Annotated in this window: 9 protein-coding genes and 2 pseudogenes; 7 read left to right on the top strand and 4 right to left on the bottom strand. The window is 53.5% G+C overall.

The genetic code is table 11. The features are described 5' to 3' along the window. Positions 1-2 precede the first annotated feature (2 nt). On the top strand, positions 3-707 hold the full coding sequence (locus tag OLX72_RS20370; RefSeq protein WP_433989465.1) for an IS6 family transposase: 705 nt from the start codon (positions 3-5) through the stop codon (positions 705-707). A gap of 160 nt (positions 708-867) precedes the next feature. Continuing rightward, positions 868-1,341, top strand: a pseudogene (locus tag OLX72_RS20365) (IS6 family transposase); the annotation flags it as partial. A 194-nt stretch (positions 1,342-1,535) separates the two neighbouring features. Here OLX72_RS20365 and OLX72_RS20360 read toward each other — a convergent pair. Further along, positions 1,536-3,251 carry a mechanosensitive ion channel family protein gene (locus tag OLX72_RS20360; protein WP_433989464.1) on the bottom strand — a complete coding sequence of 572 codons (1,716 nt, stop codon included), beginning with the start codon at positions 3,249-3,251 and terminating at the stop codon, positions 1,536-1,538. A 243-nt stretch (positions 3,252-3,494) separates the two neighbouring features. Between OLX72_RS20360 and OLX72_RS20355 the strand changes: the two are divergent. Continuing rightward, positions 3,495-3,735 (top strand): annotated as a pseudogene (locus OLX72_RS20355) (IS30 family transposase); the annotation flags it as partial. A 183-nt stretch (positions 3,736-3,918) separates the two neighbouring features. On the opposite strand, the gene OLX72_RS20350 reads toward OLX72_RS20355, so the two are convergent. Together OLX72_RS20350 and OLX72_RS20345 are read right to left on the bottom strand one after the other, a co-directional pair. Further along, positions 3,919-7,542, bottom strand: coding sequence for a flavoprotein (locus OLX72_RS20350; RefSeq protein WP_433989463.1), 3,624 nt, complete (start codon positions 7,540-7,542; stop codon positions 3,919-3,921). Between the two features lie 33 nt (positions 7,543-7,575). Continuing rightward, on the bottom strand, positions 7,576-10,878 hold the full coding sequence (locus tag OLX72_RS20345) for an adenylate/guanylate cyclase domain-containing protein (RefSeq protein ID WP_433989462.1): 3,303 nt from the start codon (positions 10,876-10,878) through the stop codon (positions 7,576-7,578). A gap of 210 nt (positions 10,879-11,088) precedes the next feature. Here OLX72_RS20345 and OLX72_RS20340 point away from each other — a divergent pair, with 210 nt between their 5' ends. From OLX72_RS20340 to terL, 3 genes are all read left to right on the top strand, one after another. Then, a complete protein-coding gene (locus OLX72_RS20340; RefSeq protein ID WP_433989461.1) occupies positions 11,089-11,793 on the top strand; it encodes an IS6 family transposase in 705 nt (234 codons plus the stop codon). Between the two features lie 164 nt (positions 11,794-11,957). Continuing rightward, the gene (locus OLX72_RS20335) at positions 11,958-12,665 is read left to right on the top strand and encodes an IS6 family transposase (protein WP_433989460.1); all 708 of its coding nucleotides are present in this window, start codon (positions 11,958-11,960) and stop codon (positions 12,663-12,665) included. Positions 12,666-12,803: 138 nt separating this feature from the next. Next, on the top strand, positions 12,804-13,763 hold the full coding sequence (terL, locus tag OLX72_RS20330; RefSeq protein WP_433989459.1) for a phage terminase large subunit: 960 nt from the start codon (positions 12,804-12,806) through the stop codon (positions 13,761-13,763). Positions 13,764-14,007: 244 nt separating this feature from the next. On the opposite strand, the gene OLX72_RS20325 is transcribed toward terL, so the two are convergent. Further along, on the bottom strand, positions 14,008-14,700 hold the full coding sequence (locus OLX72_RS20325; protein ID WP_186437462.1) for a Crp/Fnr family transcriptional regulator: 693 nt from the start codon (positions 14,698-14,700) through the stop codon (positions 14,008-14,010). A gap of 118 nt (positions 14,701-14,818) precedes the next feature. On the opposite strand from OLX72_RS20325, the gene OLX72_RS20320 reads away from it, so the two are divergent. Continuing rightward, entirely contained in the window at positions 14,819-16,738 is a 1,920-nt protein-coding gene (locus OLX72_RS20320) for a DUF3604 domain-containing protein (RefSeq protein ID WP_433989458.1), read from the top strand. Positions 16,739-16,945 lie beyond the last annotated feature (207 nt).

Genomic DNA, 16,945 nt, shown 5'->3' with positions numbered 1-16,945 from the left:
GGATGACCAAACCTGATCCATTTCGCTATTTTAAAACGAGCCGAGAGATCATCCGCCTGGCGGTGATGCTCTATGTCCGGTTCCCGCTGTCGCTGCGCAACGTGGAAGATCTGCTGCACGAACGCGGCATCGATGTCAGTCATGAAGCGGTGAGATACTGGTGGCATCGCTTCGGTCCAATGTTCGCGGCGGAGATACGAAAACGGCGGATCGAGGGTTTGAAATCCAGCCGATGGCGCTGGCATCTGGACGAGATGTTCGTGAAGATCAACGGCGAGCAGCATTATCTATGGCGAGCTGTCGATCATGAAGGCGAAGTCCTGGAAAGCTTTGTGACAAAGACGCGCGACAAGAAGGCCGCGTTGAAATTCTTAAAGAAAGCAATGCGTAAGCACGGCAGCCCAGAAGTGATTGTGACAGACGGGCTGGCATCGTACGGCGCTGCGCTGAAAGAAATCGGTGCGGAACACCGCCAAGAAACCGGCCGGTGGATGAACAATAGGGCAGAGAATTCACATCTGCCGTTCCGACGACGAGAACGGGCCATGCTTCGCTTCAGGCGCATGCGAAGTTTGCAGAAATTCGCCTCCGTCCACGCATCCGTTTACAATCACTTTAATCAGGAACGCAGCCTCTCAAGTCGACCTAATTTCAAACTCAACCGCGCCGCCGCTCTGGCTGAGTGGCGCGGTCTCGGTGCGGCATAAGGATCAGCCTTACTGTCCTTGCAGAGACGAGTTCGAATTGGTCTGACAGCACCTGCCGCAGCTTCGTGACAATCTCTTCCGGCTTGTGTCGCTTGATTCCCATCTTTGATCCTCCGTTTCCTAACTATAGGGGCGGACCACTTCAAAGGGGGAGGATCAGTGGCGCTGGCATCTTGACGAGATGTTCGTCAAGATCAACGGTGAGCGGCACTACCTTTGGCGGGCCGTCGATCACGAGGGCGAGGTGCTCGAAAGCTACGTCACGAAGACCCGTGATAAGAAGGCGGCGTTGAAATTCTTAAAGAAAGCAATGCGTAAGCATGGTTGCCCGGAGGTGTTCGTTACGGACCTGCTGCGCTCATATGGTGCTGCGCTGAAAGAGATCGGCGCCGCAGACAGGCAGGAAACGGGCCGGTGGATGAACAACCGAGTGGAGAATTCACACCTGCCGTTTCGACGACGAGAGCGAGCCATGCTTCGGTTCAGACGGATGCGAAGTTTGCAGAAATTCGCCTCCGTCCACGCTTCCGTCTACAACCATTTTAATCAGGAACGCAGCCTCTCAAGTCGAACGAATTTCAAACTCAACCGCGCCGCCGCTCTGGCTGAGTGGCGCGGTCTCGGTGCGGAATAAAGGGCAGTCATATTGTCCTTGCAGAGACGAATTCGAATTGGTCTGACAGCGCCCAAATATCGGCGCGACGCATCCATTGCGCAAACATGAACAGCGGCCAAGGCATCGCAAATGCACCAGGAACCAGCGGTATGCCGTGGCCAACAGCTTAGATCGAACGCGTTGGACGAAGTAACGCCCCGTCCGATAATGGTTCATGATTTTGATGGCTCACTTGCGCTTGCAGCCGCAACCGCAGCACGTTGTTCCGAATTGGATTGGCCGGTGGCGCTTTCAACATCTGGCATGGCAACTCGAACCTCTTTGCGTGCGAAGTTTATACCAGCCTCATCAAAAGCAGCCTTCACGCGTGCTTGCAGTTCTGCGCGAATGGTGAATTGCTCACCTGGCTTGGTCATAAACTTGCCCCTGACAACCATACCCACATCATCGAAGTCAAACACACCCTGGCTCTTAAAAGGCTCAATGAAACTTTCGGCAAAGGCCGGGTCGGCCATCATGTCTTCGCCGATTTCTTTGAATTTCCCTTTAATCAACTTGGGATCGGTTTCGTAGGGCACCGTAAAACTGAGCTGAACGATAACCCAATCACGGCTGAAATTCGTGACCTGGGCAATTTGCCCATAAGGGATGGTATGAACGGCCCCAAGGTGATGGCGCAGTTGCATCGAACGGATCGAGATTTTCTCGACATTGCCCATCGCATCGCCGACTTTGACGTATTCGCCTTTGCGGAAGGCGTCATCCATCAGGAAGAAAACGCCAGACAGGATATCCCGCACTAAAGCCTGTGCACCGAGCCCGATAGCAATGCCGCCCACGCCAAGACCGGTGACGACGGAGTATGCAGGGAAACCAAACCTTTGTGCTGCGGCCACAACCAGAGCGAAAAGAAACAGTCCCACGACGATCCAGCTAACAACCGTCAATAAGAGCACGCCTGCCGAGTTCTGTTCCAATCCCCGTACCCAACTCACCAAATCGACACACAAGTTTCCGGCAACAATCACGATCCAGCCCAGCAACACAAAGCGCAGTAAGGCCAGGGCATAAGCAACAGTGATTTGAGTATCGCCAGTGAGATTGACGATTTCGTCCACGAACCAGGCCGCAGCTATTGTGAGTACCAGTGCACCAAGCAATGTCATAAACTGTCGACGGCGTCTCGCTCGTTCCTGGTTTTCGGTTTCTGCGCCGGCGACTGAACGCGATACACGCAGGATTGGCACAAACTGCAACACAATAAGCAATGCGATTACGAACAGCGCGGTCCACTGCCAATAGGTCTGGTCAAACGCGGTTCTCTTACTCCATTCTGGCAGGCGTTCGCTCCAGCGCAGCGCAATTCCGGGACCGGGCGTTGTGAGATATGCTGTATAGAGACCTGGCGTAGTGGCGTTTGAGTAAGGAAGATCGCGCACCGATTCATAGTACTCGCGTATGTTTTGAGCGGTTTGGCTTGTGAATAGGTATTCGCCCGAACGCGGTCCCTCATCAATGAGCGATATTGTAATCGGCGTATTGGGTATACGCCATTTTTCCGGCAACTCTGAGGCCGCTGAGGGTACCGTCGAAAGGTCGGGAAGCCCGATGCGGTCTAACACCTCGTCCAACATCAGGGCCATTTCGATGGATTGACTCCGCCGAATTTCGGCCGGGAAAGCGGACATGTCTATCGTAGCTGCGGCGCGGCGCAGCGGCAAAACTGTGTCACTGCCGCGTGCGCCATCTCCCGTTGCAATCACGTATACTTCGTCCATTGCATTTACGAAGGATTGCAGTGTCGCTTGCGGGCTGCCGGTCTGCGGAGGTCGCAGCGGGTGATCAACCGTCTGAGCTGCGAGAGGCAACGACGCCATATTGGCGAGGCAAAGAAAAAATATGAAAACCGAGCGATATAGGTGCGTCATTACGTTATGTCAGTCGCCTTCTTTCCATCTGAGTGAGTTTCACTTCATTGACAACGATTTCGGCGGCTTAGGCAACTAAAACTGGCTATTCGATGTTCAGGGAACCCCGTGATCTGATAAGCAAAACAAGTCGGATTCTCAATTAAACATTCAGTTTCTTTTCGAGCGGCAGGTTTGCCTAGCGGTTTCAACGGGTCGACGCAACACTTTAATCTTTTTGGTAAGATGGAGTGTTAAGCATGAAGTATGGCGACCAAGATCGACGTCTATTTTTGTGATCCACAGTCTCCGTGGCAGCATGGTAGTAACGAAAACACCAACCGCCTTCTCAGGCAATACTTTCCGAAAAGGCATTGACATCTCAGGCTTCAGTCAGGCCGAACTCAGTGCCGTTGCACGCCAGCTCAACGAGCGGCCCAGAAAGACCTTGCAATATCATACACCGGCAGAGACGTTTGAGGCCTGTGTTGCAGCGACCCGTTGAAACCACAGCCCAAAGCTGACGATTTGATTGCCTACGAATGCCGCTCATCATAAAGTGGCTTCGCCTTCGATGGGACCAAACGCGTCTTGCCAACGGCAACGGCTCAAGCACTTTAGAGTGACGAGCCTAGCCCTATCGCTGAATGCGAAAGAGCCCGTCAAAGCCCGTCAGCTGTATCATATTCTAAACGCTCTCTGTTTTCGGTATCGCGATGGCCATTTCCTGAGTGTACTCGGAAACGATTTCAGACTCACCTGCGGAGACCGCAGCTTCATATTGCGCGGCGTTTACTATAAAATAACAAAAGGCCTTTTCAGTCTTGCCTTCCACCTCAACGGCAATTGTCTTGCGCACATAGGTGTTGTTTTCGTGGTTGTTGGGGTCGTAACCTTCGAGCCTATCGAGCTCTTTCAGGCCCTGTGCGGTCACGCGGTAGACTTCACCGCTGATATGTTTACCCGACCCTTTTTTGTCAACCAGCGTAGCCATTCGGTGTAAAAAACCGCAATTAGGATTGTTGCAGCCCGGTGTTTTCTGCACGATAAGAGGTAAGGCCTGCGTGGTCGTAGCCACCCCGACAAAATCGCTCAGCAACTTCGCGTTTTTCTCAAAGTTCGGGAAGCCACGCTTTAGTGAACCATACGTAAAGTAGAGATACGTCGTGTCGTTGTCGTCGTCCAGTGACTCGTCCTCGTCGTTAACTTCAAGCTCGAGAGTGTCGTGACTCATGTTCTTGGCCCAACCGTTGAGCAATTCTAGGGTCTCGTCTGACAGTTCAACCTTCGAATCCGCCAACATCCGCATGCAACTCAGGATCTTGAACTCACCGGTGTTGAGGATCAGTTTGATGATATCTTCGGCACCGTTCTTGATGGCAACATGCATCGCGGAGTAACCGGCGACATTAACGCTGTTCACGTCGATACCGAACTTCAGCAACTCTTCTACAGCTGCAACATGTTCAATGCCATGGGTCGTTCCTGTGCCCAATATTTCGCCGGGACCACCACATGCAAAATGAAGCAATGTATCTTTCGTTTCGTGATCGAGAACGTGCACGCCGACCACGTCTTCTCGTATCATTCTGAAGATGCGCTCCCAAAGGAGAGGGTCACGCGACATTGCCGCTTCTTTTGCCCACTTGATAACCCGGTCCGGTTGATGGTCCAGATCGTCAAACGCAATGTTAAGTGCCGTAACGATTTCGTCAGGTGTTGCCATGGCACCAATGCCGAGCGTGCCATTCGACAGTGTGGACCGGCGCGGCCCCGCGAATGTTCCACCCAGACGCTTGAGGATAGCTATATTGTTCTGCGTCGTGATGTTGTTCCACATATTTGTGTTGCAGGCAGGGCAGAATATCACGGGCTTGGTTTGATACTGCCAGGCGACAAAAACTGACGTCAGCAGAGTGTCTCCGATACCATGCGCAATTTTGCCCATGGTGTTGCATGTGATCGGCGCGACAACCACACAATCCGCCCAATCGCACAAGGCGAGGTGAGATGCGCGTACTGCCATGTCGAACTGAGTGTAACGGAAATTCCATTCATCGCTGTCCCGATAAACATCCTTGGGGGTGATATGGTCGTAGATGTCGTACGGACGCTCTTCTCGCTTTTTGACATCTTTAAAAAAATGCTCAGCGTGCGGCGAAGGTATCAGTTTCACGTTGTGGCCAAGGTCGGTGAGCTTTTGCACAAGCTCCGGCACTTTATCCGCCGCAGAGGACCCGCAGGCGCATAGCAACACGTTGCGTTTCCCGTCACGCGGGTCCGTCAAACCACCTTTGGGATATCCGTAGTCGTTGTGCTCAAGGCTCGGTGTCTCGGTTTTCAACAAGACGCGCAAACCTGCCTTCTTGATGTCTTCCTGAAGCCGTCCGGCTATGTAGGAATCCATGATGTCTTTTCTTTTCCCGAGGTACTGCCTTTCCAAGAACAGGTACGGCACCGTCAGTTTGCCGGTCATCGTTTCAAGCTGCCGCCGCATGCGTGTCGCAAGCGTGCCGTCGCCGGACACATCAATCTCGACCAGATCCTCGGCGCCGATGTTGTTGAGCACACTGTGCAGCATGTAGGACCACGGATCGTCGTCGGAATAAAACAGGATCAGTTTGTTCTCGTCGATCAACCGCTGAACGTCACCGGGATCACGCGGCTTTTCACGTTCCTGCAGCACGACCATTTCGAGGTCTTTGTTGTCGCGCAGCCCATGAAAGAGGGTGGTACGGGGTATCTGCCAAACTTGTGAAGTCGCAGGGCTCATGTCCACGAGGGTGACGTAATCGGTTGTTTCATCGTATGCGATGCAAAGGCACCAGAACTCTTGCAAGAGGGTTGTTTCAGTGAATTCGCTACTGGGCAGAGCCACCGCGTTGTGCCCGAGCACTTGGTTCAAGTCGATGTTGATCTGCAAGTGACGTTTTTTTTTCTCCTTCTGGTTCTGGGGCCGCTTGAGGGTCTGTAATTGCGCCTCGAACCAGGCCTCCGGCGTGTCGGGGCTGTCTTTAGTTCTGGTATTGAACGATCGAAATTCGGCTTCTACATGCAGGTCTTCCATTTTCGCAAGATACAGCCGCGCGATTTTGGTGAGCTCTGCAGCCGACCGGACCTTGCTGAGGGACTCCGTATATGAAAGTTCTGCGACCTGCATCAGCTTGTCTTCGCTGGCGCCGTTATCTCCAAAAATCTCGAAACTCTCTGCAAGAACGCTCAAACCGTTGAGGTTGGGAGTGGAGCGTCTGAACATCTCATGTCGTTTGTCATTCGAGATGTTGAGATGAATCGTGCTATCCACGTAACGGATCTCACGTTTGATAGCCTTGAGCTCGGTTGCGACCGCACCTCGGGCCGAGAACCGAAGTATGCCCCGCGCGCGATGCGAGCTTCCATCGCGATCGGACATAGCAGCATAAAGCCGACCCACAGTCGTCACCCACAATTTGCCATATTTCTCCGGGTGAACGTCCATCATGTGAAGCAAACCGGTGCTCGGGTTGCACTTGGCGATCACGGCAAAATGCCCGCCGGGCATCGGACGGCCATGGGCAATGCCTACCTGAAAATTGGCAACAATGATGTCGTCTTTACCTGCCACACGCTCGGATTCGAGAATGGCTTCCATCAACGTTTCCGCGCTCGTTGTTTCAGGGTCCATAAAGAACGGCGTCACCTTGACCCGATCCCGAAGACCAACAGTGTGGATGTAATTGCATGCGATATCGAAAAGCTCACCCAGCGCTATTCCCGTGTTGACGACATAGGAACTCGGCAAGTTGACCTTCCGGAAGATGTCGTTGACCTCGCAAGAGAAGCCAAGCGCCGTCATACTCAGTGCCGCGGCGGTGACGCTGCAGCAATTGATGGATTGCTGGAAGTCCTGCATGTAGACGTTCACGAGGTCGCCGAAAAGCGTTGAGACAAACACTTCGCGCGTCTCGTCTTTCAGATCGGTCCACTTGTTGCGCGATAAGCAGGCCAGCGTCGTGGTTTGCTGTGCCTGCGCTGTCAAACCAACGGGCAGTTCCGAATATGCGAGGTGCGCCTCGTAAAAGTAATCACCCGCGCCAGCCTGCGCTAGTTTCTCGTCATTCTGCAAAAGGGCGACGCTGCCTTCAAGGACAACAAACATCCCGGTTGGCGGCAGGATATCACCTTCAGAAACGTTCAAGACATTGAACGATGCTCTCAATTCCGGTGGTTCGCTTAAAGTCACCGCATCCGGCAAAGCCTCAAGAACAACCGCCCATTGATCGTCATTTACAACCTGCGTCGATTCCGTCTCCAAAGCTTGTGTGTCGGCCATGGGGTGTTTCCTCTCCTGCGCGTACGATCGGTTTCAGGTAACCGCCGTCTGATACTGTTTTTTGCGTATGACCGGCATGGCGTTAAAAAGGCTTGCCGCTTCGGCCGTCGTTCGAAGTTTTGTCAATGCATCGTTGTCTGGGTTGCCGCGCGCTTTATTTGCGAGCGCTCTGGTCCGTTGAATGTGATACTGCGACCATGGCGTCGGTTCTGCTGAAGTGTAGGTTTCGAGGGCCGTGGACAAACGCTCCGCTTCATCGAACGCCTCTGCGTTCAGGCAAGCTTGCATGGCATTCCGGTAAAACCGAAAGTAGTTATGACCCACGCAACCTTTGGCGAGCAAAGCCTCCCCTTCTTCCAGAATTTCAACGCGTCGCGCAGGGTTTAATGTTGTCAGTGCAACAGTGGACATGACCCAAGGGCCAATGAATGTATCGAGGCCCATATCACGGACTTTCCTGAGCGCTGCCTCGGCGAGTTGCTCTGCTTCAATTTCATTGCCCTGTTCAAACTCTATGCGAGCAAGTGTCTCTTCCAAAAAGGGTACAAAGCGTTTGGCACCGAGGCGCCCCGCCAATTTGCTTCCCCGGTTGATCTCGGAGCGTGCTTCGGCATAACGCGCCATCGACGTGAGAATCCAGCCTGCTGTCAGTCGTGACACGATTTCCGGACGGTGGGTTCCAAGTTTTTGCGCCAATTCGCCCGACTGCAAGGCACAGGCAAGTGCTTGTTCGGTTTGATTCATGTAGATTTTTGTAGTGGCCAACATGAACAGATTAGCACTCTGCACGGCACCTAAACCATGCTGCTCGCAAAGCTGCAGGCAGTTTTCTATGACCTTGTGAGCTGTGAACATTCTGCCGCGCGCATAAGCGGCGTCCCCCAACCCGCTCAGCGCCAAGGCTTGTCGTTCCGGCAAATCTGCTCTTTGCGCATACTCAAGGGATTTAGAATGTTCTTTGTGGCAATCGTCCAAAGCACCTCGTGGAAAATGCAGGCTCCCACGCAGATAGTGAATATTGCTCAACTCAGACAAAAGCTCGCCACCTTCGGCGATGGTCTGGGCTTCGTCAAGAACCGTGTATGCTTCATCAATCCGGTCCAGGATACGCATAGCCGCAGCAATGCCGATCATCGAGCGGCATTTGTCTAACGCATGCGCTGCACATTTCTGCGCCTCGCGGAAACACGCTATGGATTTCTCGCTGTCACCCGTTTCCCGCAGCACATCGCCTTTAACCCGCAAAAGAGCACCGCGCGTTTCTGCCTCGGGATCGCAGCTCAACCCGTTTTGCGCAAATTCTAGAGCATCCTCGGCTTTGAACCCATCCCTTGCGTCACGCGCCGCCGCGAGAAACGCGTTGGCGGCTCTCGGGTCTTCAGCGAACGAAAGATGCTGCGCGTAGAGCACGACATCGCGCTTCTCAAACCAATTAGCGGCTGCCAAATGCAATGCACGCAAGTCCTTCCGCAGAATGGTTCTGAGAATGGCATCACGTATCAGAGCATGGGCAAAAAGATATCCGTCATCGATGGGTTTTATCAAAGCCGCGTCCAGCAAGGGACGTTCGTCATATACGCTCAGGTCTGCAATTTGAGTGACAGCGCTCATCTTAAAACGTTGTCCCAGCACCGCTGCCGCATGCAGTATTTTTTTGTCTTGCGGTGCAAGGCGGTCAAAGCGGGCTTGAATTAAGCTCTGGATCGAACTCGGAACGAGACCATCCACGTCGTTGGCATGAGCCAGCATTTGAACGAGAAAAAGAGGGTTTCCCTGTGCCTTCTCAATGCACTCATCCACCATCTGGTTCGTCACGCGGATGGTCATCTGCGCAAGCTCCATCGCATCAGTCGCTTTCAACGCGCCCAGAGTCATCGCCCTTACACGCGCGGAGCTGTCTATTGGCGCAATGTCCATATCCATCACGTGGCCTTCCATACGTGATGTAATCAAAAGAAAGATCGGATTTGCCTGAGTCTCTTCGACGATAATATTTATCATGGGCAGCATTTTGAGCTCCGCCCAATGGATATCCTCCAAAACGATCATCTGTGGCGTTTGTGCCGAGAAGTAGCGCACGACGCGCCGGATCGTTTCATGCAGGCCTTCCATGCGTGCGGTGTCACTCATCGCGCCCAAAATCACGGACATGTCATGATCCGGTTTGACGCCGAGGATCTGAACCATAAAGAGCGTGGAGATTTCATTGAGAACGTTCGCTTCAGTCAATCGCTTGATCGTCGACATTACGGCCGAATGTTGAGCGTGCTCGCCAAGACCGCACATACTGCTAATGATCTTGTTGACGGGCGACGCTGAGTCTCCCAGACCGAAGTCAAGAAACAGCGCGAAGTGTTCTTGAAAACCTTTCGCCCTGGCCGCCTGAAGCGTTTCCTGGACCAGCCTTGTCTTGCCAATACCGGCGTCTCCTCGCAGGTATATTGTTTCTCCCGTCCGGCGGGAGACGGTCCCATCAAGTGCTTTACCCAGCAAATCGACTTCTCTGTCGCGTCCGACGATTTTGCTTTGCGCGACAGCTCTCCCAAAACCGACGAAACGGTGTGCAAGAACCGGAGTATCGTAACCCTTGACTTCCAGCGACACGGGCGCACCGCACTCGATGCGCTGGCTGAGAGACAGAAAAATCTTGTCGTCGATCAGTGTTTCCCTAGGCGCCGCCTGATCGGCAAGGCGGGATGCCAAGTTCACAGTATCGCCTGTTAACGTGAAGTCTTGATCTTTTCGGTGACCATAACCTCTTTTGGAGAATAGAACATTTCCCGCTGCAGCGCCGATGTGCACGGTCAGTTCACGCCCAAATCTTCGAGATATTTCTTCCATGGCGCGGTGCATCTCGATGGTCGTGCGCAAAGCCCGTTCACTATCGTTGCCAAAAGAGACCGGAGCGCCAAACACTGCCATGACGCAATCGCCGATATGACGGTCGACCGTGCCGCCCATACGCACCACAATCTCATTGAAGCGTTCGTACAAACTAGAGAGCACATCGTGCAGGTCTTCTTTGTCCAATTCGCGCGACAACGCGGTGTAGCCGCTGAGATCGGCAAAAATTGTGGTGACGTCTCTTCGCTCTGCATCAGTAGACCCTTCAAGGTCTGTCGACGAGGGCGCAGTGTTCGATGGCTCGTAGGTCTCCGCCGCCTTCTTGAGGCCCGCCAAGATTTTCTTCCGATGGCCCAGCGAGTCAATCCCGATTTCCTTTAATTCATCGAGGGTAAGATCGTCAATAAGCGACATATCAATGTCATTTTGCACAAAAGCATCAAGGTATTGAGAAAAACCTATGCTGCTCAGTACTTTTTCAAGTTCATCCACAAAACCGACCCTCACGATCACGTGCGCAGCCTACTACTTTCGATTGTACGAAAGCAATTGTTAACCATTAAAATTAACGGATGAAAAAGGCCAAATGCTATCGCTTGAGCAGCCCCACTTGATTGGTCCAGATTGAAAGTTAGTGCATGGTTTGGCTTTGTCAGAAGAAACTGACTTGAGCCGGGCAGGACGGTTTCGTAACGTCTGAAGATGACAAAATCTGACCCATTTCGCTATTTCAAAACAAGTCGTGAGATAATCCGCCTGGCGGTAATGCTGTACGTCCGTTTCCCGCTGTCGCTGCGCAATGTGGAAGATTTGCTCCACGAACGCGGCATCGATGTTAGTCATGAATCGGTGAGATATTGGTGGCATCGGTTTGGCCCGTTGTTCGCTGCCGAGATAAGAAAGCGCCGGATTGAGGCTATGAAATCCAGTCGCTGGCGCTGGCTTTTGGATGAGATGTTCGTAAAAATCAACGGTGAGCAGCATTATCTATGGCGGGCTGTCGATCATGAAGGCGAAGTTCTGGAAAGCTACGTCACAAAGACGCGCGACAAGAAGGCCGCGTTGAAATTCCTAAAGAAAGCAATGCGCAAGTACGGCAATCCTGAAGTGATTGTGACGGACGGGCTGGCATCGTACGGCGCTGCGCTGAAAGAAATCGGTGCGGAACACCGCCAAGACACCGGCCGCTGGCTGAACAACCGAGTGGAAAATTCACATCTGCCTTTCCGACGACGAGAACGGGCGATGCTCCGCTTCCGGCGCATGCGAAGTTTGCAGAAATTCGCCGCCGTTCACGCATCCGTTTACAATCACTTTAATCAGGAACGAAGCCTCTCAACGCGACCTAATTTCAAACTCAACCGCGCCGCTGCTCTGGCTGAGTGGCGCGGTCTCGGCACGGCATAAGGAACAGCCTTACTGTCCTTGCAGAGACTGGTTCGCATTTGTCTGACAACACCCTGATGACAGCTTTGCGGGATGAAACGGTCGTCGGCCAATCTAACTAAGACGGGGGTCTTGTCAGAAGGATTGGCGTTGAAGCGGGCAGGGCGTTTCCGTAGCCTATCCTCATGATGAAAACAGACCCATTCAAGGGCTTTCACAGCAGCCCCGAGATTATCCGCCTAGCGGTCATGATGTACGTTCGATTTCCACTTTCGCTCCGAAACGTCGAGGACCTGCTACACGAGCGCGGGATCGACATCAGCCACGAAACGGTGCGGTACTGGTGGAATAGATTTGGCCCGATGTTTGCCGCTGAAATCCGCCGCAAACGAGTTCAGCAGATGCGCGCATACTCGAACTGGCAGTGGCATTTGGATGAGGTATTTGTGAAGATTAATGGCGAGACGCATTACCTTTGGCGTGCCGTGGATCACGAGGGCGAGGTGCTGGAAAGTTACGTCACCAAACGCCGCGATCGCAAAGCAGCATTGAAATTCCTCAGGAAAACCATGAAGCGTCACGGTCACCCTCATATCCTGGTGACCGACAAACTCCGTTCTTACGGGGCGGCAATGAAGGAAATCGGCAACGAGCAGAGGCAGGAGACTGGCCGCTGGAAAAATAACAAAGTTGAGAATTCACACCTGCCGTTTCGACGACGAGAACGGGCCATGCAGCGCTTCCGCAGCATGCGAAGTTTGCAGAAATTCGCCTCCGTTCATGCCTCCGTCTGCAATCACTTCAATCAGGAACGCGCCCTCTACAGCAGAGACAATTTCAAGCTCAACCGCGCCGCCGCTCTCGCAGAGTGGCGCGCCCTCGGCGCGGCATAAGGGGCAGCTTCATTGTCCTTGCAGAGACGGGTTCGAATCCGTCTGACAGCACCGTTCCGCCGCCTGGTGACGAGCCGGTATTATCAGCGTCTCTTTCCGCGGATGAAACTGGATCCAAAACACAACCGGTTTGATCATATGAAAACGACAGTAGGGGGTGGGCGCAAGTCGTCCTCCATCGGTGGTGGCATCACCGGGTTTGGTGCGAACCTCATCATCATTGACGATTTGGGCAAACCTTCAGAGATGCGCCATGACAGTTATCGTCAGGAGTTGCGCGACTATTTTGATCAGACCCTGTTCTCGCGGCTGAACGACAAACGGACCGGTCGGATTGTCTCTATTCAGCAGCGCCTTCATCCTGATGACTTCTCCGCCTACCTGCTCGAGAAGGAGACATTTGAGCACTTGTGCCTGCCGTCGATCGCCGAGATTCCTGAGGACATTCTCCTCTATAACAATCGCGATTGGGCTCGGCGTCCGGGCGATCTGCTCAGCCCGAATAGGGAACCACGGGAGGTTCTGGATCAGATCAAAGCGGACATTGGCAACTATGCGTTTCAGGCTCAATACCAGCAAAACCCGAGCGACGCTGAAAACGAATATCTCAGTATGGATGACCTTCATCTGGTCGATACGCTGCCCGATGAGGCGCTCTTCACGCGCAGGGTCCAAAGCTGGGACACGGCAGCAAAAGATGGTCCGCGATGCGATTACTCGGTGGGCCTGACCTTCGGGTGGCATGATTTCGAAGAGCGCTGGTATCTGTTGGATGTCTATCGCAAACGGACAAACATCACTGAGCTCAAGGCCGCCATTCTTCGCGAGCGCAAGAAATGGTATGCTGATCGAGTTTTACTTGAAGACTCTGCCATGGGGTCGTCCATCCTGCAGGAATTCCGAAAGAAAACGGCGGGCGTCTACATGGGTATCAACGTCGTTTCCAGTAAACTGGACCGGTTCATCCCGCACACTGACTGGATCAGGTCGGGCAAACTGGTCATCCCGACTGACAAGCCTTGGTTTGACAAGTTCCGTCGCGAATTGTTGACGTTCCCGGACGCATCGAATGACGACCAAGTCGACGCACTAACGTGAAGCAGACGGTTCTGCAGATCGTCCACCGACGCAATTGCGCAGGAATGTGTTCAACCACCAGTGCGACAGGTGCTCAGCCCGGCGCTCAGGCTTCGGGTGGCTCCCCCCGCAGCGAAGTTCGATGAAGCTATGACCGAGTTCCGCCTGAGCTGCCATTCGGCGCATCGTTCGCCATCAAATGCCGAGCGGACGAAACTAACGGTGCGCCTGCTTGAGATTTTCAAAACGCTCAACTCTGGAGCAGTTAGTACGTTGCCAGGTGTTCACGCAGCTTTTTGGTATTGGTTAACTTAACTCTGCCGTAAGAACGTGCGACTAATCCAGCTTTCTCAAATCGGTCGAGGTGCCCTGCAATCGTAGCGCGCGACAACGTAGTAAAGTGGGATAGTTCAAACTGTGTTGCATCGATTTCCGGTTCGGGTTCGATGGGTCTATCGATGCTTCTAACACCCGCAAGACGCAACAGTAAGGCTGCAATGCGCCTGCTCGGGTCACGGATAGTCAAGTCGTCCATGATACCCATCGCGGTTAGGAGATGTTCTGCCGCCAATGAACCGATCCAACGCCAAGTTTCCGGATTAGCAGACGCTAACTTCTTGATATCAGGTGTTGCAATGTGAATGTACTCACTAGGGCGGGTGGCCTTGACTGATACGACGTTTGGCAATCCCTTAATTAATTCAATTTCTCCCATCCAATCGCCCGATCGAAAGAGATGTAGAAGGTTCGGTCCGCGCTCAAATGGCGCCATTTCAATAGCAAATGCTCCAGAGACGATGCCACGCAACCCGTCCTGCGGATTACCGGCTCGATGGACGTACTCTCCAGTGTTCGCCTTCCGTAACTCTCCGAGCGAGACGAGTTCCCTCCCAAACTCAACCGGTACGCCCGATAGCCAGCCTTCGCAGCTCAACTCAACATAACTGTCTTTCTTCACCAATTCTTCCCCCAAATGACTGCAGCTGACAGTCTTAAGCATTTGCCAATGATATTGCCAATGCAAATGGCGACCAAGCGTTGAAAATCAGCTCTAACTTTTGTGGGGGAAAGAGAAAGTGAAACCTTTGAAAATGAAAATCGCGGCGATTGGCTTATGCGCATGCCTTGCATCGACCACCGCGATTGCAGCTGACGTGTCGATCACCGAGGACAATGTAAATATCGGCGCAGCGAAGTATTCCCCGTATCTCTACCGCGGGCATCCCACACAAGTTTTCTGGGGCGATACGCATTTACACACGTCTTACTCGACCGATGCAGGCATGATCGGAAATCGCCTTCCTCCTGACACTGCCTTACGGTTCGCCAAAGGTGAGAAAGTTGTATCCTCGTCTGGCGTGGAGGCGCGCCTGATCCAGCCACTTGATTTTCTCGTCGTAGCGGATCACGCGGAGAACCTTGGCTTGGCTGTAATGATTGAGGAGTCGGACGCGGCGCTGCTTCGCGACCGATGGGGCAAGGAAGTACACGATCTCGTCAAGGCCGGGGACAGCTATGGCGCCTATGGCAAGTGGGGCGAAGAAGGGGTGGCGACCGGCATCAACCCAATGCCAAACGTTGCGTTGCAAAGGAACATGTGGGAACGGCTCATTGATACCGTCGAACTCCACAATGAACCGGGTGTCTTCACCTCATTGCATGCTTTTGAGTGGACCTCGTCTCCTAACGTAAAGAATCTACACCGCGTGGTTTTGTTCCGGGATGACGACGACCGTGTGAAGCTAGTGTTACCATTCTCCGCGTATGATTCCGAAGATCCAGAGGATTTGTGGAACTACCTTGAAGGTTACGAGGAGAGGACCGGCGGGCAGGTACTCGCAATCCCACATAACGGTAACTTATCTAATGGATTGATGTTTGACGTTGAGACCCGAGCTGGCGAGCCAATCGACGCGGCCTATGCAAAACGGCGGATGCGTTGGGAACCAATCTACGAGGTAACTCAGGGCAAAGGCGATGGAGAAGCGCATCCTTTCCTTTCGCCCGAGGACGAGTTCGCGGAATTCCATAACTGGGACAAAGGCGACTTTGGCTTCGAAGCAAAGACGCCCGAAATGCTGCCAAATGAATACGCCCGCAGTGCGCTGAAGCTCGGCCTGGAGCAGCAGGCAGCGCTTGGCATCAACCCTTTCAAATTCGGCATGATCGGATCGAGCGACTCCCACACTTCACTTGCCGGCACGCGTGAAGAAAACTATTTTGGAAAATTCTCCGGGGTGGAGCCGGGCACTGGAGAATTCCGCTATGACGACGACGTTGTTTCAGATCGACGTCCAGATGGTGACGGAGGCGTTCAGGTCAAACACTGGGAGACGACGGCTGGAGCGCTGGCCGGTGTTTGGGCTCGGGAGAATACCCGAAAAGCGATATGGGACGCGATGGCCCGCAAGGAGGTATATGCTTCTACCGGCACGCGACCAGTGCTCAGGGTCTTCGCCGGATGGAGTTTCACGGAGGACGATGTGTTCAAGCCGGACTTTGCCACCATCGGATATGCAAGCGGTGTGCCCATGGGCGGCGACATGACCGCGGCACCCGCGGGGCGCGCGCCCAAACTGATGGTCCGCGCCTTGCGTGATCCGAATGGTGCCAACCTCGACCGGATCCAGATTGTGAAGGGTTGGCTTGATGCCAACGGAGTGTCTCAGGAACGGATATACGACGTGGCCTGCTCGGACGAACGAGCGATTTCGGACAACAATCGCTGCGACCGCCCTGTAGGAGACACTGTCGATCTGAATACCGCGACCTATACCAACACTATTGGAGAGGCGGCATTGGCAGCCTATTGGGAAGACCCGGATTTCGATCCGTCCAGCAGCGCCTTCTACTATGTGCGCATCCTGGAAATTCCCACGCCAACGTGGCTTGCCTATGACCGTGTCAAGCTTGGCTCAGAGATTCCGGCCGAAGGCGTCTTGAAGCATCAGGAACGCGCCTACACCTCGCCGATCTGGTATACGCCGGAAGGTTGACTCCAGTTTTTTCGATTTGCGACTGGAGATAGAACTTCGTTTAGGCTGTCAAAGCGTGAAAGGCGTCACCAACTGCGAGGCGGCGCCTTTTTTCGGCTGTTTTGGGGCTCGGAACTGACCTGCGCTGGTTTTCATCGGCGACTGTCGTCATTGAGAATTGAAGATTTGGAATTTCCGGTAGCCGGAGATAAAGGGTTGTAGATCGTA

The organism is Sulfitobacter sp. TBRI5 (genome assembly GCF_051013555.1).
GTDB lineage: Bacteria > Pseudomonadota > Alphaproteobacteria > Rhodobacterales > Rhodobacteraceae > JL08.
This window is presented reverse-complemented; position numbering and strand designations above follow the sequence as displayed.